The organism is Prosthecodimorpha staleyi (genome assembly GCF_018729455.1).
GTDB lineage: Bacteria > Pseudomonadota > Alphaproteobacteria > Rhizobiales > Ancalomicrobiaceae > Prosthecodimorpha > Prosthecodimorpha staleyi.
In genome coordinates, this window is the sequence record NZ_JAHHZF010000014.1 from 145997 (window position 1) to 168959 (window position 22963).

The window sequence follows — 22963 nt, forward strand, 5'->3', positions numbered from 1 at the left end:
CCGATGCTTTCAGTCTGTCGAGACGGGGTCGTGCAGGTGGCAGGCGACACGATCGCCGTCGACCTGGTGGAAGGCGGGGACGACCGACGCGCAGCGCGGCCGGCGGAATTCGCAGCGCGGATGGAACCCGCAGCCGGACGGGCGTTCGGTCGGGTCGGGAAAGCCGCCGCCGAGATGCATGTCGGGAATGCCGCGGCCCGGCTCCGGGGTCAGCACGGAAGCCATCAGGGCGCGCGTATAGGGATGGCCCGGGGCGGCGAACAGGCGGCTGGTCTCCGCCTCCTCGACGATGCGGCCGAGATACATCACCGCGACGCGGTTGGCGACATGCTCGACCACCGCCATGTTGTGGCTGATCAGAAGGTAGGTCAGGCCCAGCTCGTTCTGCAACGACAGGAGCAGGTTCAGGATCTGCGACTGGACGGACACGTCGAGCGCCGAGGTCGGCTCGTCGCAGACCACGATCGGCGGGCGCATGATCAGCGCGCGGGCGATCGCGACGCGTTGGCGCTGGCCGCCGGAGAGCTGGCTCGGGCGCGCCTCGGCGAGCCGGGCCGGCAGCCCGACCAGATCCATCATCTCGGCCACCGCGCGCCTCGTGCCGGCCCGGTCGGCGAGCCGATGCACGCGCAGCGGCTGGCCGATGATCGCGCCGATCGCCTTCTGCGGATTGAGCGACGAATAGGGGTCCTGGAACACCGGCTGGATCCGGCGCGCGCGCTCGGCGACCGACAGGCTGCCGACGGGCGTGCCGTTGACGAGGATCTCGCCCGCCGACGGCTGCTGCAGCCCGAGCAGGATGCGGGCGAAGGTGGTCTTGCCGCAGCCGGACTCGCCGACCAGGCCGAGGATCTCGCCCTTGCGCAGGGTCAAATCGATGCCGTCGACCGCCTTCAGCGCCTTGGCCGGGCGGAACAGGCCGCCGCCGACCGCGAAGGCATGCGAGACGCCGCGCGCCTCGAGCACGGGAGGTTCGCCGCTCATCGTCCGATCGCCCCCAGGGTTGCCGTCGGAGCGGCGGCTTCGAAAGTGCCCGGCGCGAGCGTGCACCGGGTGCGGTGGCCGGCACCGAGGCTGCGGACCGGGATCGCGCCGGCACAGGCCTCGTGGGCCTGCGTGCAGCGGCCCGCGAAGGCACAGCCGCGGATCGCGCCGACGAGGCTCGGCACGATGCCGGGAATGGCGCCGAGCGGACTGCGCCGCGGCGTCCGTCCGGGGATCGGGATGCAGCCGAGCAACGCCCGGGTATAGGGATGCGACGGCCGCGCGAAGACCTCGCCGACGGCCCCCTCCTCGACCATCTCGCCGGCATACATGACGCCGATCCGGTCCGCGACCCGGGCGACAACACCCAGATCATGGGTGATCAGCAGGATGGCGATGCCGAGTTCGGCCTGCAGGTCGCGCAGGAGCCGCAGGATCTGCGCCTGGATGGTCACGTCGAGCGCCGTGGTCGGCTCGTCGGCGATGATCAGGTCCGGGCCGCACATCAGCGCCATGGCGATCATGACGCGCTGGCGCAGGCCGCCGGAGAGCTGGTGCGGATACTGGCCAAGCCGGGCCGCGGCGGCCGCGATACCGACCCGCTCCAGGAGGTGCACGGCCCGGTCGACGGCCGCCGCGCGGCCGACCTGCCGATGGGCCAGCATCGTCTCGACCAGCTGGTCGCCGATGGTGAAGGCCGGGTTCAGGCTGGTCATCGGATCCTGGAAGATCATCGCCATGCGGTTGCCGCGCAGGCCCGCGATGGTGCGCCGCGATCCCCCCGCCAGGTCGACGCCGTCGAAGGCGAGCCGGGCCGCGCTGCGCCGCGCCTCGCGCGGCAGAAGTCCCATGATCGCGAGCGAGGTCAGTGACTTGCCGCAGCCGGATTCGCCGACGATGCACAGCGTTTCGCCGCGGCGGACGGAGAGCGAGATGCCGCGGACGGCATGCAGTTCGCCCGCCGGCGTCGGGATGCGGACATGCAGATCCTCGACCTCGAGCAGCGCCGTCATGCGCGCCCCCTGGAGACCGAGGCGTCGCGCAGGCCGTCGCCGACCAGGTTGATGGCGAGGATCAGCGCGAACAGGCCGAGGCCCGGAATGGTGATCATCCAGGGCGAGAAGAAAATGTCCTCCTTGGCCTCGGCCAGCATCAGCCCCCAGCTCGGCAGAGGCGGCTGCACGCCGAGGCCGAGGAAGGAGAGGGCGGCTTCGAACAGGATCGCGTTGGCCATCTCCACCGTGGCGATGACGATCAGCGGATTGGCGACGTTGGGCAGGATCTCGCCGATCAGGATGCGCGGCGTCGAGCAGCCGAGCGCCTGGGCGGCGGTGACGTAGTCGCGCGAGCGCGCCTGCTGGGTCACCGAGCGCATGACCACGGCGAAGCGGTCCCACAAGAGCGAGCCGAGCACCAGGATCACGACCACGAGCGAACTGCCCTGCTTGGCGACCACCGCCAGCGCGACCAGGACGACCGGCATGGCCAATCGCGTCGTGACCAGGAAGGACACGACGAGATCGACCTTGCGGCCGAAATAGCCGGCCGCCATGCCGAGCGTGGTGCCGATCAGCCCGGACATGAGCGTCGTCGCTGTTCCGATCAGGAGCGAGATGCGGGCGCCGTAGACGAGGCGCGCCCAATAGTCCCGGCCGAGCTTGTCGGTGCCGAGCGGATGCGACCAGGTCGCCTTGGGGTGGTCCCAGAACCAGCCGTACCAGATCGGCGGCACCCGCCGGGCGACGATGTTCTGCGCGTAAGGGTCGTGCCAGGTGATCAGCGGGGCGAACAGGGCGGCGCCGACGATCAGGACCAGGATGGTGCCGCCGATGACGAGGCTGCCGTGGCGCAGCGCACGCGGCAGCCGCCAACGGCGCGGGGCCGGGGCGTCGACGTCGGGAGGGCTGGTGGTGGTGGCGGTCATGTCAGCCCATCCGGATGCGGGGGTCGAGCCAGGCGTTGAGCAGGTCCGCCGACAGGGTCAGGACGATGTAGATGAGCGAAATCATCAGAACGATCGCCTGCGTGACCGGCAGGTCGGACAGCGAGATGGACTCCCAGGCCAGGTAGCCGACCCCCTGCATGGCGAAGATGGTCTCGATCACCACCGAGCCGCCGAGCATGAAGCCGAACTGCACCGCCGCGACCGAGACCACCGGCAGGACGGCATTGCGCAGGGCATGCTTCAGGACGACGCGGGCCTCCGACAGCCCCTTGGCGCGGGCGGTGCGGATATAGTCGGAGGCCAGAACGTCGATCATACCGGCCCGCATCAGCCGCATCAGTGTCGGCGCGGCGTAGTAGCCGAGCGCGACCGCAGGCAGGATGAAATGCGCCGTGGTCGCCGAGCCGGAGGCCGGCAGCCAGCGCAGGTTGACGCTGAAGATGACGATGCCGAGCAGGGCGAACCAGAAGGTCGGCATCGCCTGCCCGAACAGCGCCAAGAGCAGCGCCAACCGGTCGATCCAAGAGTTCGGCCGCAGCGCCGCCGCGATGGCGAGCGGGATCGAAAGGACCAGCGCGAAGGCAAGCGCCAGTCCGCCGAGCTTCAGCGTCACCGGCAGCCGCTCCAGGATCACGTCGACCACGGGGCGGCGCTGCCGATAGGATGTGCCGAGGTCGCCCTGCAGCGCCTGACCGAGCCAGGCGACGTAGCGCGCCGCCAGCGGACGGTCGAAACCGTAGGACTTGCGGATCGCCTCGACATCGTCGGACGTCGCCCCCTCGCCGGCGATCGCCCGGGCCGGGTCGATCGCCGCATTGGTCAGCGTGAAGGTGATGCCCGACACGACGAACATCACCAGGACGCCGATGACCATACGTCGCAACGCATAGGACAGCATTGGCCGGATCCTCGGCGGTTACTTCCAGCGCGACAGGAAGAAGCGCGGGTTTTCGTCGGGGAAGCTCTGGAACTCGAGATCCTTGGCGTGGGCATAGACCACCGGATGGACCCAGAGCGGGAACCAGTAGAGCTGTTCGGCGATGCGGGCGACGGCCTGGTCGTAGTTGGTCTTGCGCACCGCGGTATCGACCGTGGCCGCGCCGGCCTTCAGCCAGCCGGAGACATCCTTGTCCTGCGCCATGTCGTCGGGGCCGAGCGTGAAGAAGTTGTTCAGGATCGCCGACACGTCGTTGATCGAATAGGAGCCCCAGTCGCCCAGGAACAGATGCGCGGTGTTGTTGACCACGCGTTCGCGGGCGGCGGCATATTGCAGGAAGGTGATGTTGGTCTTGATGCCGACGGCGTCGAGATAGCCGGCGAGCGACTCGGTCCATTCGCGGTTGCGGTAGGCGACGAGTTCCAGTGTGGTGCCCGGCGCGATGCCGGCCTCGGCGAGCAGCTTCTTGGCCTTGGCCGGATCGTAGTCGTACTGCGCCACATCCTGCCGGCAGCCGAATTGGGTCCGGTAGCAGGGCGCCTTGACGACGCTGGAACCGGCGCTGATGACATATTCGACCAGCTTCGCGCGGTCGACGGCATGGGCGATGGCTTGGCGCACGCGCGGATCGCGCAGCGGGTTCGGCTTGGCCATCTCGCGGGTGTTGTAGGCGAGATAGCTGATCCGCATGGTCTCCGCCGGCACCACCTTGGCGGTCCCGGTGGCGGCCAGGCGGCCGGCCTGATCCGGCGGCACGTACCAGATCCAGTCTAATCCGCCGCTGAGCAGTTCGGCCATCTGGGTCGACTGGTCGGGGATCATCCGGTAGATGATCGACTTGATGGTCGGCTGGCCCTTCGGGCTGTCCTTGAAATACTGGCCGGTGAGTTCGACCTCGATCGAGGTGCCGGGCGTGAACTTGACCAGCCGATAGGGCCCGGTGCCGACGACCTTGCCGCCCGCGCCCGCCACGCCGCCCGGACCGAAAAAGTCCTTCGGCAGGATGGCGATCAGGCTGGCGAGATATTCCAGCGCCGGCGGGAACGGCGCCTTGAGATGGATCTTGACCGTATGGTCGTCGATCTTCTCGGCGCTCTTCATCCAGTTGACGTTGCTCGGAACGTTGATCTTGTTCTCGGGCGCCACGACATAATTGATGGTGTAGACGACATCGTCGGCGCTGAAGGCCCGGCCGTCATGGAATTTGACGTCGTCGCGCAGGGACAGCTGCAGCGTCACGTCGTCGAGCCACTTCCAGGACTTGGCGAGCAGGGGCTTGAACTCGCCGGAGACCGGATCGCGGTAGACAAGCGTATCCCAGATCAGCTGGCCATTGATGATCATCGCCTCGCGATGCGCATTGTAATAGGGGTCGACCGCCGTGATCGACGAGACGCTCGCCCATCGCAGGCTGTTGTTGGCCTTGTCGGCGAAGCTCGGCGAAACGGTCGCGGCGGTCACCGCGCAGGCAGCCAGCAGCATCCTCAATCTGCGCATCATCCAACTCCCTCCAAAGACGATTTTTCACGGAGCGAGGCCGACAGCGCCGCCGCGGCGTCACGCAGTCGGGCTCCGATCTCCAGGACGCGGGTCGCGTCGTAACGCGGCTTGATGCCGCCCACGCTGATGGCGCCGAGCATGTGGCCGCCGGCACCGAAGATCGGCGCACCGACCGCGACCACATATTCGAACAGGTCCTCGTCGCCGATCGAGAAGCCGCGGGCACGCGTATCGGCGATCCGTTGGCGCACGACCGCCGGATCGACGGTGGTGCGCGGTGTCGCCTTGGCCAGCGGCCGGCTCAGCACCTCGTCGATGAAGGCGTCGTCCGAGAAGGCCAGGATCGCGAACGGCGCGCCGCCGCAATGCAGCGGCAGGCGCGAGCCGATCTGCGAGCCAGCCACGATCACCGGCGCGCGGCCTTCGACCCGGTCGACGCACAGCGCCTCGCCGCGGTTCTCGACCATCAGCAGGATGACGTCGTCGGTCTCCTGCGAAAGCTGGTGCATCAGGTTGATGGTCGACAGGCTGATCGGATGCTGGCGCTGCGCCCGCCGGGCGAGTTCGACGAAGCGCATTCCGAGCCGATAGCGGCCGGTGGACGGCTCGCGCTCGACCAGCTGTTCGTGATCGAGCGTGGCGAGCAGGCGATGGCAGACGGTGGTCGATACGTCGAGGGCGCGGGCGATGTCGGTCAGCGTCGATCCGCCCTCGCCGGCGGAGACGGCCTGCAGCACCGACACGGCCTTGCGGACCGTTTGGCTGAGGTCGCGATCGGGAATGGCGGCGTCGCCCGACTTGCGCGGACGACCGACGGAGCGGCGCGGGGGGGATGGTTCATTCATTTCCGATATCCAGAAATTATTTCCGAAATATCTGAGCATGGCGCGCATCCGGGTTCAAGTCCGCGCATCGGCGAGCGCGAAGGCGGCGGCGCGTTCGCCGATCATGATCGTGGCCGCGTTGGTGTTGCCGCTGACGATGTCGGGCATCACCGAGGCGTCGGCGATGCGCAGTCCGTCGAGGCCCCGCAACTTCAGCCGCGCGTCGACCACCGCCATCGGATCCGGCCCCATCCGGGCGGTGCCGACCGGGTGATAGACGCTCGACGCGGTCGCCCGGACCCAGGCGGCGATCTCGGCGTCGCTCTGTGCCGCGGCCATCGGTGCCAGTTCCGGCCCGCGGATGCCGTCGAAGGCCGAGCCCGAGACGAGGTCGCGGACCAGCCGCACCCCCGCCACGGTCGCGGACATGTCGGCCTCCTCCGCCAGATAGTTCGGCTGGATCAGCGGCGCGGCGAGGGGATCAGCGCTGCGTAAGCGCAGATGGCCGCGGCTCTGCGGCCGGATCGGTCCGATCCGGATCGAGAAGGTGTCGGTCGGTCGCCGTCGCCCCGGCAGCGGCATCCAGAGGGCGGCGTTGGTCGCCGCGATCGGCAGCACGAAAGCCTGCAAGTCCGGCGCGTCCAGGCCGTCCCGCGAGGCGAAGAAGCCGCCCGCCTGGATCGGGCTGGCGCCGGCCGGCCCGGTTCCGGTGGCGGCGAAGCGCAGGAGATTCAGTGCGAAGCGGTCGAGCCGCAGGTTGTCGACCATCGAAACGGGCTGCCGGCAGGCGAAGGCCGGAGCGACGTCGAGATGGTCGTGCAGGTTTTCGCCGACGCCCGGCAGGTCGTGCAGCGTCCGGATGCCGACCGAGGCGAGATGTCCGGCCGGTCCGATCCCTGACAACAGAAGGAGTTGCGGCGTATTGACGGCGCCGGCGCACAGAATGACCTCGCGGCGCGCACGCAGGGTGGTGGTGCGGCCGCCCGAAAGCACCTCGACGCCGGCGATCCGTCCGCCCTCGACGACCAGGCGCAAGGCACGGACCGAGGGGCGGACGGTCAGGTTTCGACGCCGCCGGGCCGGCGCCAGGAAGGTCGTGGCGGTGGTCTGCCGGCGGCCGTTGCGGATGTTGAAATGATAGAAGCCGACCCCGGCCTGGCGGTCGCCGTTGAAGTCCGGGTTGAGCGGATGGCCGGCCGCGACGCCGGCCTCGATGAAGCGGTCGAACAGGCCATAGGCGCGGCTGGCGGGGGTGACGGGCAGCGGGCCGTCGGTGCCGTGATGACGGTCGGCCGGACCGGCGAAGCCCTCCGACTTGCGGAAGGCGGGCAGTACATCGGCATGGCTCCAGCCGGGATTGCCGCGCTGCGCCCAGCCGTCGAAATCGGCGGCGGCGCCGCGGATATAAACCATGCCATTGAAGATGAACGAGCCGCCCAGCATGCGGCCGCGCGGCCAGAAGATGCGCCGGCCGTCGAGATGCGGCTGCGGCTCGGTTTCGTAGAACCAGTTGTTCGGGCGCGCCCGGTACAGCCGCCCGGCCAGCATCGGCACCCGGTAGAGCGGATTCCAGTCGGACGGGCCGGCCTCCAGAAGGCAGGTGTCGACGCTCGCATCCTCGCTGAGACGGGCCGCGACCACGCATCCGGCCGAACCGCCCCCGACGACAACGAAGTCGAACTCCTGCATTCGTGACACCTATTTTCCGATAATCGGAAATTAATTTCCGAATTCTTGCGAATTTATAGGCGGGTGTCAAGCGTGCCGGCGCAAGCTTTCCGGCGGCCGGATTGGCGCCGGCGATGCGGTCGGAAACGGGGGAGGGGCGACCCGCGACGGTGCCCGAGGCGGACGGAGATCGTCACGAAGAACGAGACAGTGCCCGGTCCGGGCTGTGCTCACTGCAAGGCGACCGAAGACATGGCGGGCGATCAGGTCGCCCGGCTCGGTCTCGCCGTTGCGGTCGAGAAATCTGCCGACTGTGCGGCGATCGCGGGCTTCGGCATCGCCGCGATCCCCGGCATCCTCGGGGGCGGCAAGGCGGTGCATGTCGGCGGCTTGCCCAAGCCGGAAGGCGTGGCGCGACGACCGTCGGTTTCAGCGCAGTCTCGCCCCGGGGCGAAGTCGGCGTCCCGGCGTCGCGCGCCGCCGGGCAGGCCCCCGCGCGATCTGGCGGCGCCGGGCATCTACAGGTTCGCGATCAGGCCTTGGCTGCGTCCATGAGGCGGTGGCACTTGTCGAGGTCCCACTTCAGCGGGTCGTTCGCTCCGGCATCCGAGCGCATGATCGAGGTCGACACGACGACGCCGGCCGCCTCGGCCAGGGCGCGTCCGATATTGCCGGCATCGACGCCACCGCCGACGAGGACCGGAGCCTTGATGCCGGCGGTGCGCAGCGCTCGGATCCGGGCGAGGCTGTCGTCGAAATCGGAGCCGGTGATGACGAGCCCGTCCGCCCCCATGTCGACGGCCCACTTGGCGGCCTGCGGCTGCGGGACGCCGGCGATCGGCAGCGAGGTCCGGTCGTGGATGTCGGCCAGGATGGCGACCCCGTCGGCACCGGCCGCCTGACGATAGGCCCGGGCGGCAACGCACAAGGCCGACTTCTGGCCCTCGGACGACATGACCGCCCCGACATAGACCTTGAGACGCACGAAGCTTGCGCCGCATGCCTCCGCAATGGCGATCGGGCTTTCCGCATCGTGCGCCTGCACGATGATGCCAAGCGCGAGACCGGGGTATTCGCGGCGGATGAGACGGCCGAGGGCGGTGGTGCGGGCGACGGTCGCGATGCTGGCAGGGCCGGCCGCGCGCGTCTGGTCCTGCAGCTTGACGGCGGGAATGCCGGCTTGCGCGAACACGGCAACGTTGGCGAGCACGTAGTCTTCGAGAAAGGCCATCGACAGGCCCGGCTGCACGACCGGGTCGGGGAGATGCAAGGCGGCGATCACCGTGTGGTCGAAGGCAAGGCGGTTCGGGGTCATGGTTGGTTCCGGATTGGGTGTGGGGCGCAGAAGACGCGCAGCCTCGCCTCCGCCTGCGCGCGCGTGACCGCCAGGAGCGGCAACGGGCCTCTCGTCTCGACCGCGAAGGCCGCCGAGACGGTGGCCCTTCTGGCGGCGATCAGGGGCGGCTCGCCGAGCAGCAGGCCGCTCAGGAAGCCGCCGCAATAGGCATCTCCCGCGCCGGTCGGATCGACCACCGGCACCGTCAGGGCGCCGATCGCTTCGCAATGGTCCGAGCCGCGCGTCGCGACCAGAGATCCCTCGCCCGCGAGCTTGACGCCGACCGCGCCGCGCACTCTCGCGGCCAAGGCGGGAAGCGCGGCCTCCGGAGGGCGGCCGGGGGCCAGCATGGCGAGTTCGCGCCGGCTCGGCAGGAAGGCATCGACGAGCGGCAGGAGTTGGTCGAGATAGGCGGCGTCCATGGCGGCCGCGTGCGAGCCGGGATCGCATGTCACTATCAGCCCGCGGGCCCGCGCCGCCCGAGCCAGGGCGAGCAAGGCGTCGGGGCGGTTGGGGGCCAGATGGATGCCGTCGGCCGCCCAGAGGGCATCCGGCACGTGGCCCGGCTCGACCGGATGGGCGCGGCGATAGCCGGCGAAGTCGCAACCCTGCGGGGCGTGATCGGACAGCATGCGTTCGAAAGCCGCCGCGGCAGCCGGCGACACCTGGTCGCCGACCATGCCGCAGGCGTCCGCCGTGGCCGCGGTGGCGTGGAGATGATCGCGCCGCTCGCCGTCGGACCGGTAGAAGAACCATTCCTCCAACTCGACGGTGACCGGATCGACGCTCAGCGCCAGGGGGGCGAGGCCGCCGGCCGCGAGCGCCGCCAGCATCGGGCGCGGATAGTTTTCCGGAATGCGTGCGCAGACGCCGACCGGGTCCAGCCAGAGCCGGGCGCCGGCCGCGGAATAGACCGCATTTCCGCCGATCTGCCCCCGGACCAGCGCGCCGTCATGCGACACGACATTGTCGATGATCACGCCGCCGGTGGTGAAGAGGCGGGGTGTCAAGACCAGGGTCCGCCGAGCCCGAGATCCGCGCGGGCCATCGCCGAATGAAAGGCCAGCGCGTGCAGGGGCACGGTGGCCATGATGGCGGCCAGCGGACCCGTCGCCTCGGCAACGACGAGGTGATGGTCGACCCGTGCGACGATCTCCGCGTCGTCTTCCCGCAGGAGCGCGAAGCTGGTGCTGCCCTCGGCCTGGGCGACGAGGGCCGTGTCCAGGGCCCGCTCGCGGGCTTCCGGCGCCGTCGCGACGATGACCAGCCGGTCGCCCCGCTTCGGAAGGCGGTAGTGGTGCATCTCCTCCAACGGGAGGGCGAAGGCATGCGCGGGAGTCAGTTCCCGGAGCTTCGCGGCCCCGAAGGAGGCGGCCGCGAAATCCGGGCCGGCACCCGTGAAGATCGTCATGGGAGCATCGGCGAAGGCCGTCGCAACCCGGGCGACGGGACCGTCGATCCGCCCGATGAGGGCGTCGATCGAGGCCGGGAGCGCATCGAGCGCGGCCGCAAGGTCATCGGTCGCACTGGCGTCCGGGACGGGAGGGGATGCGGCGGCCAGATGCGACGCGAGCGCGGCGAGCAGGGCGATCGAGGCCATCGACGACTGGGTCGGCCATCCCTTTCGTGACGCTTGCACGAGGAGCCCGGCGTCGAAGCCGGTCATCGCGGGGCTGCCCGAGGTGTTGGACATGCCGACCGCGATCGCGCCTTCGGCCTTGGCCCGAGTGAGGGCGTTGATCACTGCCGGCGTGTTGCCGCCGGAGGTCAGCCCGATCACCAGCGCGCCGCGGTTGATCGCGGCGCCCGCGAAGGCGGCATGCTCGAAGGCTTCGACCGCGAAGCAGGGTACGCCGAGGGTGCGTTCCATGATCGGCGCGGCGGCCAGCCCGACGAACCAGGAATCGCCGCAGCCGACCACGACGATCCGCTCGGGTCGGCCGGGCAATGCGGTGCGGACCCGTTCGAAATCGGGGCCGGCACCCGCCAGGGTGTCGGCGATGGCTGCCCCCTGGGCCAGCATCTCGGTGCGCGTCCGGCCGACGCGGGCCAGCCGGGCCGCGTCGCGTGGGGCGTCGGTGGACGGTTCGGCCCGCAATCGGGCCAGTCGTTGCGTCCAGTCCGTGGTCGGTTCGGTCATGGTCACTCTTGCATGTTGCGTGAGGTCAGCGGCCCAGCCGCTCGAGGCCGACGGTCCGGGCGACGACCAGCATCACCAGGAAGGACAGGCCGATCTCGATCGCCGAAATCGCCGCGATGGCGGGCGTGGAGTCGTTCTGGACCAGATAGTAGAGTTCAACCGGCAGCGGACGGCCGCGCACGTCCGATGTGAACAGCGCGACCGTGACGTTGTCGAAGGCCTCGATGAAGGTGAACGCCCCCGCGGCGAGCAGCGCCGGCCCAAGCTGGGGCAAGGTGACGCGCGCGAAGGTCTCGAGCTTTCCGGCGCCGAGATTGGCCGAAGCCTCGTCGAGCCGCGGATCGAGCCCGGCGAGCCGCGCCATAGTGATGCGGATCACGAAGGGCAGGCAGAAGACGGACAGCGCGGCGACCAGCATGGCATTCGACGCCCGGAAGGCGAAATAGGCGCCGAAGAACAGGCTGGCGATGCCGATGACCATTCCGGGCATCATCTGCGGCGACAGCAGGAACGCATTGAGGGAGGCCTTTCCGGGGAACGTGCCTCGCACCGCCGCGAAGGCCGCCGGAACGCCGAGCGCCAGGCCGATCAGCGCGACATAGATCGAGATGGTCAGGCTGACCCAGATCGAGTCGGTCAGCTGCCGATTCTGAAGCAGCGACTGATACCATTTCAGGCTGAAGCCCGAGGGCGGAAACGAAATGTAGGCGCGCGGTTCGAACGATATGGCGATCACGACCAGGCTTGGCGCGACCAGGAGCAGCAACGCGAAACCGGCAAGCAGGGCGAACAGCGCCGTCCATAGGCGGTCGGACCAGGTCATGGTTCTCATGCGCGCGCCTCGCTCCACCGATTGATGCGGCTGCCGACCCAGACGATCAGGAAGACGAACGCGAAGGAACTCGACAGGAGAATTGCGGCCAGCACGGCGCCGCGCGTCCAATCCAGCACCACGACGGTCTGTTCGTAGACCTGCACGGCGAGCGTGGCGTAGTTTCCGCCGCCGAGAAGTTGAGGCACGATGAAGTTCGTGTAGGAGATCGCAAAGACCAGGGCAAGGCCGGCGAAGATCGCCGGGACGCTCATCGGCACCACCACCTTAAAGAAAGTCGCGGCCCGGCTGGCACCGAGATTGAACGACGCCTCTTCCAGGCGCCGGTCGCGCTCGGCCAGCACGGCGAGCAGGGGCAGGATCATGAACGGCAGGTGGATCTGAGTCATGCCGATGATCACCGCATAGTCGGTGTTGAGAATGCGCAGCGGCTCGTCGATGACCCCGAGTTGAATGAGCGTGTGGTTTACGATGCCCCGCCGGCCGCCGAGGATCACCAGCCACGCATAGGCGCGGACGAGCGCGCTCGTCAGGAGCGGGGAGATGACCGCCACCAGGATCAGGGTGCGCCAGATGCCCTTGGTCTGGCTGTAGAGATAGGCCACCGGATAGGCGAGCAGCAGGGTCATGACCGTCGAGATCACAGCCACGTAGAAGCTCCGCCAGGTCAGGCGCCAGACCAGGGTGTCGTTGAGAGCCGCCCAGAGCGGCTCGAGCGTGAAGCTATCGCCCACGATCCGCCCCCGCTCGATGGTGACGAAGCCGAAGGCGAGCAGCGTCAGCATGGGCAGAACCAGAAAGACGACCAGGAACAGCACCGCCGGCAGGGCGGGCCAGAAACCGCCGCCGTGCAGCAGGCGCCGGACGAGGCGGCCGGGGCGCCGGCCGGGCGTGATCGCGGCTGCGGTCATGCGGCCCCCCGCTCGATGACCCGGCACGCGGCCGGATCGATGACGCCGATCGACACCGGACTTCCCGCCGCGAGCGGCACTTCGCCGGACCGGCGGCCGACCGTGACGCGCAACGGCTCGGGGAAGCCTGCATCCACTTCGTATTCGATCGTCGGACCCTGGGCGATGGCGAACAGAACCGTGCCGGGCGGTCCGGATTGTCCGGTGCCCGGGTCGATCCGGCCTGCCGCAAGCGTCAGGTTCTCGGGCCGCACGATCAGGTCCGCCGGGCCATCGGGCCGTTCGGCGACGACCGCCGGAAAGCCGACCACGGCGCCGGCTCGCAATCCGACCGGAAGGATGTTGGCGCGGCCGATGAAGGTTGCGACGAACGGGTTGGCAGGGCGGTCGTAGATCGCGAGCGGCGGTGCGACCTGCTCGAAGGTGCCGGCGCGCATGACCGCCACCTGATCGGACAGCATCATCGCCTCGCTCTGGTCGTGGGTCACGAAGATCGAGGTGATGCCGAGCCGCTCGATCAGCTTGCGCAGTTCGGTCTGCATCGACAGCCGGAGCTTGGCGTCGAGCGCATTGAAGGGTTCGTCGAGGAGCAGCACGTCCGGCTCCAGCACGAGCACGCGGGCGATGGCGACCCGCTGCTGCTGTCCGCCGGACAATTGTGCCGGATAGCGGTCGCCGAGCGGACCGAGCGAGACGGTCTGGAGCGCCCGCGCGACGCGTTCCTTGATTTCGGGTGCCGGCCTGCGGCGCACCTTGAGCCCATAGGCGACATTCTCGGCGACGGTCAGATGCGGGAACAGGGCGTAGTTCTGGAACACGTAGCCGACGCTGCGCCGGTTCGGGGGCAGGGCCGTGATGTCGATGCCTCCGACCAGGACACGGCCGGCATCGGGCTCGACGAAGCCCGCCAGCGTTCGCAGCAAGGTCGTCTTGCCGCAGCCGGACGGCCCGAGCAGGGTCATCACCTGGCCCTTCTCGACGGACAGCGAGCATCCGTCGAGCACGCGAACGTCGCCGTAGCTTTTGGTGATCGACTCCATGACGATGTGCGGCATTGTCGGGCTCAATGGGTTGTAGCGTGAGACGGGAAGGGGGGCACGTCGAGCCCCAAGGCGGAGGGGCCGACGCCGGCAACCGCCGCGGCTCCGACCCGGACGGCGACACGGCACGCCGCATCGAGCGCGTCGCCCGCCGCGATGCGGGCGGCGAGGGCCCCGACCGTCGCGTCACCGGCCCCGGTCGGGTCGCGTACGGTGGTGGATGGTGGTGCGACGGTGACCACGCGGGTGTCGCCGGCCCGGCAATAGGCGAGCCCGGCGCTGCCGCGTTTCTGGACGATGTCGCAGCCGCGCGATGCCAGCGCGACGACGGCCGCGTCGTCCGCCACATCCGGGAGCAGGAGCGCGGTTTCCTCGCGGCTCGGTGCGAACAGGCGGAGGCGGGGCAGGAGTTCGAGACAGTCGGCCGGTCCGGCCGACGCGAAGGCTTCGCTGGTATCGGCGACCGCCGGACAGCCGAGCCCGGCCAGGATTCCGGCGGCGTGCCCTGGCGGCATCGGGCACAGCACGGCGATGTCGGCGGCCGGGCCCTCGACGGGCGGACGCAAGGCCGCCGTGCGTTCCCACCACAAGGCCTCGCCATAGTGGCTCGACGATCGGTCGCCGCCGGATGCATGCCGGATGCGGGCGCGCCGGGTCGGTCCGGAGGCCGGCCGGATCCAAGCGACATCGATGCCGATGCCGGCCAGGGCCGCGATCCATGCCGTCGGATAGTCATCGCCCCGGCATGCGACGATCGCCGCTTCCGCGCCCGCCATCCTGGCACCGAGCGCCCCATAGAGCGCGGCACCGCCGGCAACCGCATCGGAACGAACGCCCGGGGCGACGATGTCGTCGATGGAGAGATAGCCGTAGAGGACGACCTTCGGCATGGCTTTCACTATTGCCCCGTGCCGATCAGCGATCGCCGGGTCAGCATGCGGCTGACCGTGAAGCGCGCTTCGTCCGCCTTGAGATGCAGACGGGTGTTCGGGTCGAGCCCGCTCGCCTCGGCCATCCGGTAGGCGAGCCGTTGGAGCGGTATCGGCGTGACCAGCGGGGCGAGCGACACCGGGACGGCCGGCAAGGTGATGCGATGCGCTGCGGAGGCGACCGGGGTCGCTTCGGTGTCGATCGCCAAGGTCGACACGCCGAGCCGCGTCAGTGCCGAGCAGGACGCATCGGCATATTCGGCCAATGCCGGATCGGCCGCGACGACAACGACCAGATCGGTGACCGGCATCGCCCAGTACTGGCTATGGGCGAATTCCTCCAGATCGCCGGACCAGACGGGCAAGCGCGTCAGTTCGACGAATTTCGCCGCTCCGTAGCGCGTGGTTCCGCGGTCCGCGCCGGCCGAGAGAATGCGGATGCCGGTCGGGACGGGCGTGCCCAGACGGGGCAGGATCGCGGATGCGGCGGGCTCGGCCGCAGCCTGCGCATCGGCGATCCGCACCAGGTCGATCCGGTCCGAGGCCCCCGCGGCACCGGCGGCCAGAAGCATCAGTGCCAACAGGGTGGCGGTATAGCTCGCCGTGCCGCACAGAAACGGCGCGATATCCGGGAGATCCAGCGAGACCTTGCGGGTTGCGATTTCGCCGAGCCGTCCGCCGCTGCCGTTGACGAGTGCCAGGAGCGGAACGCCGGCTGCCGCGACCGCGCGCGCCGCCTCGACCGTCCGGTCGACATTGCCCGACATGGAGATGCAGACGATCCGATCGTCGGGACGCAGGCGGCCGGCCGACAGCACGAGATCGAGGGCCCCGATCGCCCGCCAGTCGAGCCCGAGCTCCGCCGCTCGGTGTGTTGCGGCCTCCGCCGCGAACACGCCGTCGCCGCAGCCGGCCACGAACACCCGGCCACGCGGGCCGGGTGCCAGCACGTCGCGGCCGAGCGCCGCGAATGCGTCTGCCCGCGCGCCCAGGCTGCGCAGGACATCGGGCTGGCGCGCGATGTCGCGAAGCATGGGCGGCGTGCTTTCCGAGGCCGTGGTCATGATGCAAACAGCCGATCGAACTGCTCGACGATCTTGCCGCGCTGCGGAGCGATCTTGCTCCAGTCGACGGACTGCAGCTTCGAGATTTCGGCAGGGGTCGAAGGCGTGTAGGACTTGGCGGCCTCCGGCACCGTGACGCCGCGGACGGTCGGGCCGAAGAAGTATGGCGCGTTGGCGGCGAACTGCTGGTATTCGGGCGACAGGATCTCGTTCATCCACGCGTTCACCAGGTCCGGTTCGCGCGTCTTGGCGATGGCCGACATGAACGAGATGATGGCGACCGGACCCGGATCGGGCTGGACGAACTTGATCGGCAGGCCCTTGGCGGCGGCACCGGCGGCATCGTTGTTCCAGATCGGGGCGAGGGCGATCTCCTCGCGCTCCAGCATCTGGATCAGCGCGGTCGGCGAGCGGCCGACCATGGGCTTCAGGTCCTGCAGCTTGGCCCAACCCGGCTCCAGGTTGTCCTCGGAACCGCCGTAAATCTTGGCCGCGATCGCCAGAACGCCGAGGCCGAGATTCGAGGAGGCGCGCGGGATGGCCACCTTGCCGCGGTATTCCGGGTTCCACAGGTCGGCCCAGCTCTTCGGCACCGTCTTGAGGAGCTTCTCGTTATAGGCGATGCCGATCAGCGAATAGCTCGCCGGCACGCCGAAGCCGCCCGACTTGGCCATCAGTTCGGGGACGACGTTCGCGGCGTTCGGCACCTTCGACGGGTCGAGCTTCAGGATATAGCCTTCGCGCTGCGCGGTCAGGTGCGGCGGCTCGCCGTTGGGCATCGCGTCGAAGGGCGAGAAGCCCTGCGCGGCCTTGATCTGCGCCACGATGTCCTGGCTCTCGCTCGGCACGAGCCGGATGCGCAGGCCAGGGTGTTTCGCCTCCATCTTGCGCGCGAGCCACTGGTGCGGCTCCTGCAGCTGGCCGGCGAAGGAGACGATCACCAGCTCCTTTGCGCCCTGGGCTCGGACGATGGAAGGGAGAGCGAGCGTGGCGCCTGCGCCGGCGAGAAGGGTCCTGCGGGTGAATGCGGTCGACATGGCGGATCTCCGGTTGGGTTGGTCTGGCGATCGTTCAGATTGCGAAGGTGCGGTCGAAGCGTTCGACCAGACCGCCGCGCTGGGGCGCGATCTTCGGCCAGTCGATCGTCTGCAGGGCGAGCACCTCGGCCGGGGTCGAGGGCGTATAGGGGCGCGCGGCTTCCGGTACGGTGACGCCGCGAATGGTCGGGCCGAAGAAGTAAGGGGCGCCGGCGGCGCGGGCCTGGTATTCGGGGGTCAGGATGCCGTCGAGCCACTCGGCGATCAGGTCCGGATTCTGGGACCGGGCAATGCCGGAGAAGAACGACAGGATGGCGATGGCGCCGGGCGTCGGCATCACGAAGCGGATCGGCAGGCCCTTTTCGGCGGCCGAGGCGGTGTTGTTGTTCCAGAGCGGCGCGATCGCGATTTCCTCGCGCTCGAGCATCTGGGTCAGAATGGCCGGCGACCGGGCCGCCTTCGGCTCCAGCGCCCGCAGTTTCTCCCAGCCGATGTCGAGCGCGGTTTCCGACCCGCCGAAGCTCTTGGCCGCAATGGCGAGCGTGGCGAGGCCGAGATTGGACGAGGTCCGCGCGATGCCGACCTTGCCGCGCAGGTCCGGGCGCCACAGGTCGGCCCAGGACTTCGGCGGGTCCTTGATCAACTGGCTGTTATAGGCGATGCCGATCAGAGAATAGGTCGCCGGAACGCCGAAACCCTGAGATTTGGCAAGCAGTTCCGGGAAGACGTTGCCGAGATTCTTCAGCTTCGCGTCGTCCCGCCTGGCGATGTAGCCCTCCGTCATCGCGGTGATGTGCGGCGGCTCGTCGTTCGGCATGGCGTCGAAGGGGGAGAAGCCCTGTCCCGCCTTGATCTGGGCGACGATATCCTGGCTGTCGGACGGCACCAGCCGGACGCGCAGGCCCGGGTGCCGGGTCTCCATCTGGTCGGCCAGCCAGCGATGCGGCTCGGAAAGCCGGCCCGGATAGCTCACCACGACGAATTCGCGGGCCTGCTGAGATCGAGCGATCGACGGCGCTGCGAGTGCGGCCGCCGAGGCCGCGGCGACGAATGTCCTGCGGGTGATGGATTGCGACACGGGTGAGACCCCCTCGATGAACAGCGAAGGACGGCCTGCAGATGGCGGATCGCGCATGGAGGGACGAACGGGACGTCAGTCCCCGGAACGTGCCGATGAGGGCGTCTTGATGCCGTCGCGCTTCCGCCGCCCTCAGGCAGCGAACCGACCCGGCGAAACGGGCGCCGGGGTCGAGGTCAGACGGTCGTTCGGTTGGCGGCCTTCAGCCCAGCGACGAAGCTGCGGCAGGAATGCGATCGCGCGGCCCACGCACGCCGCGAGCGGCGCATGCGTTTGAAGCGGGGCGTCTGAGGCGACGATCGGTCCATGGGCGATTGTTGTCAGGATGGTCCCCCTTGCGCAAGACCGATCTTTCGGCAGAGCTTGCCCGCTCGATGATCAATCACCGAGGACGCCATGACCGAGCTCATCATCGCCGCCGACCATGTCCTCGAGGGGTTCGGTCCCGACGGAACGCCGATCCTGCATCGGGACGCGGCGATTCTCGCGCGGGACGGCAAGGTCGCGGAGATCGGCGCCGCCGCCGACATCCGGCGGGCCCATCCGACGGCGCCGGTGATCGGAGGGGCCGGACGGGTGGTCGTGCCCGGTTTCGTCAACGCGCACCATCATGTCGGGCTGACGCCGTTCCAGCTCGGCTCGCCGGATCATCCGCTCGAACTCTGGTTCGCCTCGCGCCTCGCCCTGCGCGATGTCGATCTCAGGCTCGACACGCTCTTTTCTGCCTTCGAGATGCTCGCGAGCGGCGTCACGACGGTCCAGCATCTGCACAGCCGGGCGGCCGGAAACCCGGATCAGGTGGTGGCCGCCGGCTGCAAGGTCATGGACGCCTACCGGGAGGTCGGCATGCGCGCCTCCTATTCGATGGCGCTGCGCGACCAGAACCGGCTCGTCTACGCGGACGACGCGGTCTTCACCGCCGGCCTGCCCGAGGCCCTCAGGCCCGCCATGGCTGCCTATTTCGAGCGCTTCACCATTCCGCTCGCCGACCAGCTCGCGATCTTCGAGGCCCTGCGGCAGAGCGCTGTGGGCACGGAGCGGATCGCCGTGCAGGTCGCGCCCGCGAACCTGCATTGGCTGACCGACGCCGCGCTCGAGGCATCGGCCGATCTGTCGCGGCGCCACGATCTGCCCATCCACATGCACGTGCTCGAGACCCCCTACCAGAAGGAATACGCCGCGCGCCGCACCGGCGGCTCGGCCATCGCCTATCTGGATCGCTTCGGGCTGGTCGGACCGCGCTTCACCGTCGGGCACGGCGTCTGGATTAGCGAGGCCGATATCGAGCTTTGCGCGCATGCCGGCGCTCATGTCTGCCACAACTGCTCGTCCAATTTCCGGCTGAAGAGTGGTATCGCCCCCGTCAACCGGTTCCTCGCCCAGGGCATTCCGGTCGCCATCGGCATCGACGAGGCCGGGATCAACGACGACCGCGACATGCTGCAGGAAATGCGGCTCGTGCTGCGCGCCCACCGCGAGCCCGGCATCGACGCACCCCACCCGACCTCCGCGCAGGTCATGAGAATGGCGACCGAGCATGGTGCGGCGACGACGCCCTTCGCCGGTCGGATCGGTCGGCTCTCGCCGGGCTTCGAGGCCGATCTGGTGATGTTCGACTGGGACGGAGTGACCTGGCCCTATCAGGACGAAACCATGCCGCTGGTCGACGTGCTGGTCCATCGCGCCCGCACGGCCGCGGTCAAGACCGTGATGGTCGCGGGCGAAGTCGTGTTCGCGGACGGAGCGTTCACGCGGATCAGCCGGGAGGCCGTGCTGGAGGACATCGCCGCCGCGCTGTCGCGCCCGCGCACGTCGCAGGAACTGGAGCGGATCGAACTGTCCAGGGCAGTGCTGCCGCATGTGCGCCGCTTCTATGACGGCTGGCTCGCCGGCGAGGCCCCCGAGCCCTTCTACCGGCCCAACGCGGCTCGGTGAATGACGGGCCGACGGCGCCCAGGCGCAAGCGTCGTTTGGCCGTCGAGCCGGGACGCTTCCGGACTGGCGCAGATCCTCCGGCAAATGCCGGCGGAACCCGCCAGACCTTCCAGGCCGACACCTTCGGGGCCGACACCTTCGGAGCCGAAGCTGTCGGGGACGAAGCTGTCGGGGACGGGCGCCGGGTCAACGACATCGTCGAGCCGGATGCGCGGCGCCGCCGCCCCGTCTATACGCCAGACGCTCGGACGGGAGTCCTTCAGAAAGCGGCAGTTCCTGCGATCCACCCGGCCGATCCGTTGCCTCTCCTTCGCCCTTCGATGTTCAGCCCCAGGCGGACAGGAGCGCGTCGGCGTCGGTGACGACGGCGACATTCTGCAGGGCGTAGTTGACTGAGGCCGTGTGCCATTCGGCGTTCATGGTCGAGCAGCAGTCCTCCGGCACGATCATGTAGTAGCCCTTGTCGGCGCCGGTCCGGGCGGTGTGCTCGATCGACATGTTGGTCCAGGCCCCGGTGACCACCACGATGTCGCGCCCGAGGGCCTTCAGGACGGTTTCGAGCCGCGTGCCTTCCCAGGCGCTCATCCGGCACTTCTCCACCACATGGTCGCCCGGCTCGGGCTCCAGCCCCGGCACGGGCGCGGCGCCCCAAGTGCCGCGCACCATGGCGCGGGCGTCCGCGAGGCCCTCGAAGAGCGGCGCGTTCATGGTAACGCCCGGACATCCCGGCTCGACCACGAACCAGACATGGATCACGGGCACGCCCAGCCGCCGCGCCGCCGCGGCGAGGCGGGCGGCATTGCCGATGGCATTCTGCTCGCGGCAATGGGCGGGCGACCCCGATGCCGCGAAGGCGCCGCCATCCATGACCACGTCGTTCTGCATGTCCTGCACGATGACCGCGCAGCGCGCCGGGTCGAGCACATAGCCGGGCGCGGCCTTCTGGGTCCCATTGCGGGCGACGCTCGCCGCCGGCTGGACAGATACGGCGCGCGGCGCGGCGTCGCGGCGCATATAGGGCTCGTTGCGCGGGCCGACCTTGGTCTCGACCGCATAGACCGAATGGGTCGCGGTCAGGAACAGGGTGTGGAAATCCGGTCCGCCCCAGGTGAGGTTGCCGACCAGTTCCGGAATCCGGATCTTGCCGATCAGCCGGCCGTCCGGCGCGTAGACCCAGACCCCGCCGGGCCCGCAGACCCAGACATTGCCCTTGGCGTCGCATTTCATGCCGTCCGGCACGCCCGGCTCGGTCGCGGAGACGATGCCGGAGGCGAAGATGCGCCCCTGCGCGAGCGTGCCCTGCGGCCCGACCTCGAAGACCCGGATCACGTGCTGCGCCGTGTCGTTGATGTAGAGAAGGCTCTCGTCGGGCGAGAAGCAGAGCCCGTTCGGCTGTTCGAACAAGGTGCGCTCGACGACGAGCTGCGGCGGGCCGCCGCCCGGGGCGATCCGGTAGACGCCCTGGAAGCCGAGCTGGCGCGGTCGCTCCACGCCGTAGACCGGCATCCGGCCGTACCAGGGATCGGAGAAGTAGATCGATCCGTCCGACTTCACCACCACGTCGTTGGGGCTGTTCAGCTCCCGCCCGTCGAAATGCGACGCGAGGATGTCGCGTCGTCCGTCCGGCCTTTCGCGCACCAGGGTCGAGGTCGCATGCTCGCAGACGATCAGGTTCAGATCGGCGTCGTAGGTCATGCCGTTGCACTTGTTGGCCGGACGCATGACCTCGCGGATGCCGCTGCGATCCCAGCGCCGGCGCACGTCGCCGGGCATGTCGGAGAAGAGCAGATGCTGCTCCTTCGGGTGCCAGATCGGCCCTTCCGTGAATTCGAAGCCCGTGCCGATCTGGCGGACGGGCGCCCAGAGATCGACAAGCTCGGCGAAGGCCGGCGTGATCGCGACATGGGTCGTCATCGAGGCTCTCCCTGGCGGCCGGCGGTCGGCCGCCTGCTTCAGACCGGGAACCAGTTGCGCCGCGGCACCGTTTGCGAGACCGGCCCGGGAACCGCCATGTCGAGACGGCCGACCACCTGTCCGGCCTCGATCTTGGCGGGCTTGTCGTGGATCGGCAGGAGGAAGCGCGACGAATTCAGCAGCTTCTTGATCGCCGCCTTCTCCTGCCGCTTGGTCGTGCCGTGGTTGCCGGTGACGCGCGGCTCGTTGGCGTGGATCTCGTGGAAGGGCTCGATGATCTGGTCGTGGAAGTCGTAGATCACGTCGCCGCAAATCGTCGCCCGGCCCTCGGCGGTGTCGACATGGACGTTCATCGAGCCTTCGGTGTGGGCGCCGGCCGCCTCGAGATAGCAGCCGGGGAAGAGTTCGATCATGCCGGTCAGATCGAGATCCTCCAGCCGGAGCGCGTGGCGGGTGTGCAGCCGGTCGATCAGATGCTTGATGTCGGGCGCCGGATACTGCGGATGCATCAGGCCGGAGACCGAATATTCGAGTTCGCGCCGGTTCACGATCACGGTCGTGTTCATGGGAAAGAGGTCGTCCTTGCCGGCGTGGTCGATATGCAGATGGGTGTGCGCGACATAGCGCACGTCGCCCATGCGCACGCCGTGCCGCATCAGCTGGTTCTCGATCATGTTCTCGTGGAACTGCAGCCCGCGCATGCCCAGGCTTTCCATGATCTGGTTGTGGCGGTAGCCGGTGTCGACGACGACCGGCCACGGGCCGCCCAGGATCAGGAAGCCGAAGGTGTAGGTGCGCTTGCGCTGGCCACAGCCGCGGCCGAGGACCAGGAAGCTCGATTCCAGCTCGATGTCGCCATAGTCGAGCACCTTGATTTCGAGCGGCATGG

21 protein-coding genes are annotated in these 22963 nt (G+C 69.1%); 2 read left to right on the forward strand and 19 right to left on the reverse strand.

The features are described 5' to 3' along the window. Nucleotides 1–9: 9 nt before the first annotated feature. Genes KL771_RS24560 through KL771_RS24590 form a run of 7 tightly spaced genes read right to left on the reverse strand, consistent with a single transcriptional unit; the run spans nt 10 to nt 7879 of the window. Entirely contained in the window at nt 10–984 is a 975-nt protein-coding gene (locus KL771_RS24560) for an ABC transporter ATP-binding protein (RefSeq protein ID WP_261971141.1), read from the reverse strand. Then, nucleotides 981–1997 (reverse strand): ABC transporter ATP-binding protein, encoded by a 1017-nt coding sequence (locus KL771_RS24565; protein ID WP_261971142.1) that lies wholly within the window; start codon nt 1995–1997, stop codon nt 981–983. Before KL771_RS24565 ends, KL771_RS24560 begins: the two co-directional genes overlap by 4 nt. Beyond that, nucleotides 1994–2908 carry an ABC transporter permease gene (locus KL771_RS24570; protein ID WP_261971143.1) on the reverse strand — a complete coding sequence of 305 codons (915 nt, stop codon included), beginning with the start codon at nt 2906–2908 and terminating at the stop codon, nt 1994–1996. The genes KL771_RS24565 and KL771_RS24570 overlap by 4 nt, the downstream gene beginning before the upstream one ends. Before the next feature lies 1 nt (nt 2909). Beyond that, nucleotides 2910–3827, reverse strand: a complete 918-nt coding sequence (locus KL771_RS24575; RefSeq protein WP_261971144.1) for an ABC transporter permease — start codon at nt 3825–3827, stop codon at nt 2910–2912. An 18-nt stretch (nt 3828–3845) separates the two neighbouring features. Next, the gene (locus tag KL771_RS24580) at nt 3846–5366 is read right to left on the reverse strand and encodes an ABC transporter substrate-binding protein (protein ID WP_261971145.1); all 1521 of its coding nucleotides are present in this window, start codon (nt 5364–5366) and stop codon (nt 3846–3848) included. Then, on the reverse strand, nt 5363–6211 hold the full coding sequence (locus KL771_RS24585; protein ID WP_261971146.1) for an IclR family transcriptional regulator: 849 nt from the start codon (nt 6209–6211) through the stop codon (nt 5363–5365). The genes KL771_RS24580 and KL771_RS24585 overlap by 4 nt, the downstream gene beginning before the upstream one ends. 54 nt (nt 6212–6265) lie before the next feature. Then, nucleotides 6266–7879: a GMC family oxidoreductase gene (locus KL771_RS24590; protein ID WP_261971209.1), complete on the reverse strand. Its 1614-nt coding sequence runs from the start codon at nt 7877–7879 to the stop codon at nt 6266–6268. A 189-nt stretch (nt 7880–8068) separates the two neighbouring features. Here KL771_RS24590 and KL771_RS24595 point away from each other — a divergent pair, with 189 nt between their 5' ends. Further along, the gene (locus KL771_RS24595; protein WP_261971147.1) at nt 8069–8413 is read left to right on the forward strand and encodes a thioredoxin family protein; all 345 of its coding nucleotides are present in this window, start codon (nt 8069–8071) and stop codon (nt 8411–8413) included. On the opposite strand, the gene KL771_RS24600 is transcribed toward KL771_RS24595, so the two are convergent. From KL771_RS24600 to KL771_RS24645, 10 genes are read right to left on the reverse strand one after another with little or no spacing between them, the layout of a single operon-like run. Continuing rightward, entirely contained in the window at nt 8391–9173 is a 783-nt protein-coding gene (locus KL771_RS24600) for a BtpA/SgcQ family protein (RefSeq protein ID WP_261971148.1), read from the reverse strand. The genes KL771_RS24595 and KL771_RS24600 overlap by 23 nt on opposite strands. Then, nucleotides 9170–10204: a carbohydrate kinase family protein gene (locus KL771_RS24605; protein WP_261971149.1), complete on the reverse strand. Its 1035-nt coding sequence runs from the start codon at nt 10202–10204 to the stop codon at nt 9170–9172. Before KL771_RS24605 ends, KL771_RS24600 begins: the two co-directional genes overlap by 4 nt. Then, nucleotides 10201–11334, reverse strand: coding sequence for an SIS domain-containing protein (locus KL771_RS24610; protein WP_261971150.1), 1134 nt, complete (start codon nt 11332–11334; stop codon nt 10201–10203). The genes KL771_RS24605 and KL771_RS24610 overlap by 4 nt, the downstream gene beginning before the upstream one ends. Before the next feature lie 25 nt (nt 11335–11359). Next, complete coding sequence (locus KL771_RS24615; protein ID WP_261971151.1) at nt 11360–12166, reverse strand: ABC transporter permease; 807 nt, start codon at nt 12164–12166, stop codon at nt 11360–11362. Further along, nucleotides 12163–13077, reverse strand: a complete 915-nt coding sequence (locus KL771_RS24620) for an ABC transporter permease (protein WP_261971152.1) — start codon at nt 13075–13077, stop codon at nt 12163–12165. The genes KL771_RS24615 and KL771_RS24620 overlap by 4 nt, the downstream gene beginning before the upstream one ends. Next, a complete protein-coding gene (locus tag KL771_RS24625) occupies nt 13074–14132 on the reverse strand; it encodes an ABC transporter ATP-binding protein (RefSeq protein ID WP_261971153.1) in 1059 nt (352 codons plus the stop codon). Before KL771_RS24625 ends, KL771_RS24620 begins: the two co-directional genes overlap by 4 nt. A gap of 8 nt (nt 14133–14140) precedes the next feature. Then, a complete protein-coding gene (locus KL771_RS24630; RefSeq protein ID WP_261971154.1) occupies nt 14141–15007 on the reverse strand; it encodes a carbohydrate kinase family protein in 867 nt (288 codons plus the stop codon). A gap of 8 nt (nt 15008–15015) precedes the next feature. After that, nucleotides 15016–16080 carry an SIS domain-containing protein gene (locus tag KL771_RS24635; protein ID WP_261971155.1) on the reverse strand — a complete coding sequence of 355 codons (1065 nt, stop codon included), beginning with the start codon at nt 16078–16080 and terminating at the stop codon, nt 15016–15018. 26 nt (nt 16081–16106) lie between these two features. Beyond that, the gene (locus KL771_RS24640; protein WP_261971156.1) at nt 16107–17147 is read right to left on the reverse strand and encodes an ABC transporter substrate-binding protein; all 1041 of its coding nucleotides are present in this window, start codon (nt 17145–17147) and stop codon (nt 16107–16109) included. Between the two features lie 34 nt (nt 17148–17181). Beyond that, nucleotides 17182–18225 (reverse strand): extracellular solute-binding protein, encoded by a 1044-nt coding sequence (locus KL771_RS24645; RefSeq protein ID WP_261971157.1) that lies wholly within the window; start codon nt 18223–18225, stop codon nt 17182–17184. A 396-nt stretch (nt 18226–18621) separates the two neighbouring features. Here KL771_RS24645 and KL771_RS24650 point away from each other — a divergent pair, with 396 nt between their 5' ends. Continuing rightward, complete coding sequence (locus KL771_RS24650; protein ID WP_261971158.1) at nt 18622–20160, forward strand: amidohydrolase family protein; 1539 nt, start codon at nt 18622–18624, stop codon at nt 20158–20160. A gap of 324 nt (nt 20161–20484) precedes the next feature. On the opposite strand, the gene KL771_RS24655 is transcribed toward KL771_RS24650, so the two are convergent. Together KL771_RS24655 and KL771_RS24660 are read right to left on the reverse strand one after the other, a co-directional pair. Continuing rightward, nucleotides 20485–22074, reverse strand: coding sequence for an isochorismatase family protein (locus KL771_RS24655; RefSeq protein ID WP_261971159.1), 1590 nt, complete (start codon nt 22072–22074; stop codon nt 20485–20487). A gap of 38 nt (nt 22075–22112) precedes the next feature. Further along, nucleotides 22113–22961, reverse strand: a complete 849-nt coding sequence (locus tag KL771_RS24660) for an MBL fold metallo-hydrolase (protein WP_261971160.1) — start codon at nt 22959–22961, stop codon at nt 22113–22115. Nucleotides 22962–22963 lie beyond the last annotated feature (2 nt).

Coding starts and splice junctions, on each gene's coding strand:
- KL771_RS24635 (WP_261971155.1), bottom strand. CDS start 16,080: ATGCTTCGCGACATCGCGCGCCAGCCCGATGTCCTGCGCAGCCTGGGC.
- KL771_RS24610 (WP_261971150.1), bottom strand. CDS start 11,334: ATGACCGAACCGACCACGGACTGGACGCAACGACTGGCCCGATTGCGG.
- KL771_RS24570 (WP_261971143.1), bottom strand. CDS start 2,908: ATGACCGCCACCACCACCAGCCCTCCCGACGTCGACGCCCCGGCCCCG.
- KL771_RS24640 (WP_261971156.1), bottom strand. CDS start 17,147: ATGTCGACCGCATTCACCCGCAGGACCCTTCTCGCCGGCGCAGGCGCC.
- KL771_RS24585 (WP_261971146.1), bottom strand. CDS start 6,211: ATGAATGAACCATCCCCCCCGCGCCGCTCCGTCGGTCGTCCGCGCAAG.
- KL771_RS24620 (WP_261971152.1), bottom strand. CDS start 13,077: ATGACCGCAGCCGCGATCACGCCCGGCCGGCGCCCCGGCCGCCTCGTC.
- KL771_RS24630 (WP_261971154.1), bottom strand. CDS start 15,007: ATGCCGAAGGTCGTCCTCTACGGCTATCTCTCCATCGACGACATCGTC.
- KL771_RS24575 (WP_261971144.1), bottom strand. CDS start 3,827: ATGCTGTCCTATGCGTTGCGACGTATGGTCATCGGCGTCCTGGTGATG.
- KL771_RS24655 (WP_261971159.1), bottom strand. CDS start 22,074: ATGACGACCCATGTCGCGATCACGCCGGCCTTCGCCGAGCTTGTCGAT.
- KL771_RS24660 (WP_261971160.1), bottom strand. CDS start 22,961: ATGCCGCTCGAAATCAAGGTGCTCGACTATGGCGACATCGAGCTGGAA.
- KL771_RS24590 (WP_261971209.1), bottom strand. CDS start 7,879: ATGCAGGAGTTCGACTTCGTTGTCGTCGGGGGCGGTTCGGCCGGATGC.
- KL771_RS24650 (WP_261971158.1), top strand. CDS start 18,622: ATGACCGAGCTCATCATCGCCGCCGACCATGTCCTCGAGGGGTTCGGT.
- KL771_RS24580 (WP_261971145.1), bottom strand. CDS start 5,366: ATGATGCGCAGATTGAGGATGCTGCTGGCTGCCTGCGCGGTGACCGCC.
- KL771_RS24565 (WP_261971142.1), bottom strand. CDS start 1,997: ATGACGGCGCTGCTCGAGGTCGAGGATCTGCATGTCCGCATCCCGACG.
- KL771_RS24625 (WP_261971153.1), bottom strand. CDS start 14,132: ATGCCGCACATCGTCATGGAGTCGATCACCAAAAGCTACGGCGACGTT.
- KL771_RS24560 (WP_261971141.1), bottom strand. CDS start 984: ATGAGCGGCGAACCTCCCGTGCTCGAGGCGCGCGGCGTCTCGCATGCC.
- KL771_RS24615 (WP_261971151.1), bottom strand. CDS start 12,166: ATGAGAACCATGACCTGGTCCGACCGCCTATGGACGGCGCTGTTCGCC.
- KL771_RS24600 (WP_261971148.1), bottom strand. CDS start 9,173: ATGACCCCGAACCGCCTTGCCTTCGACCACACGGTGATCGCCGCCTTG.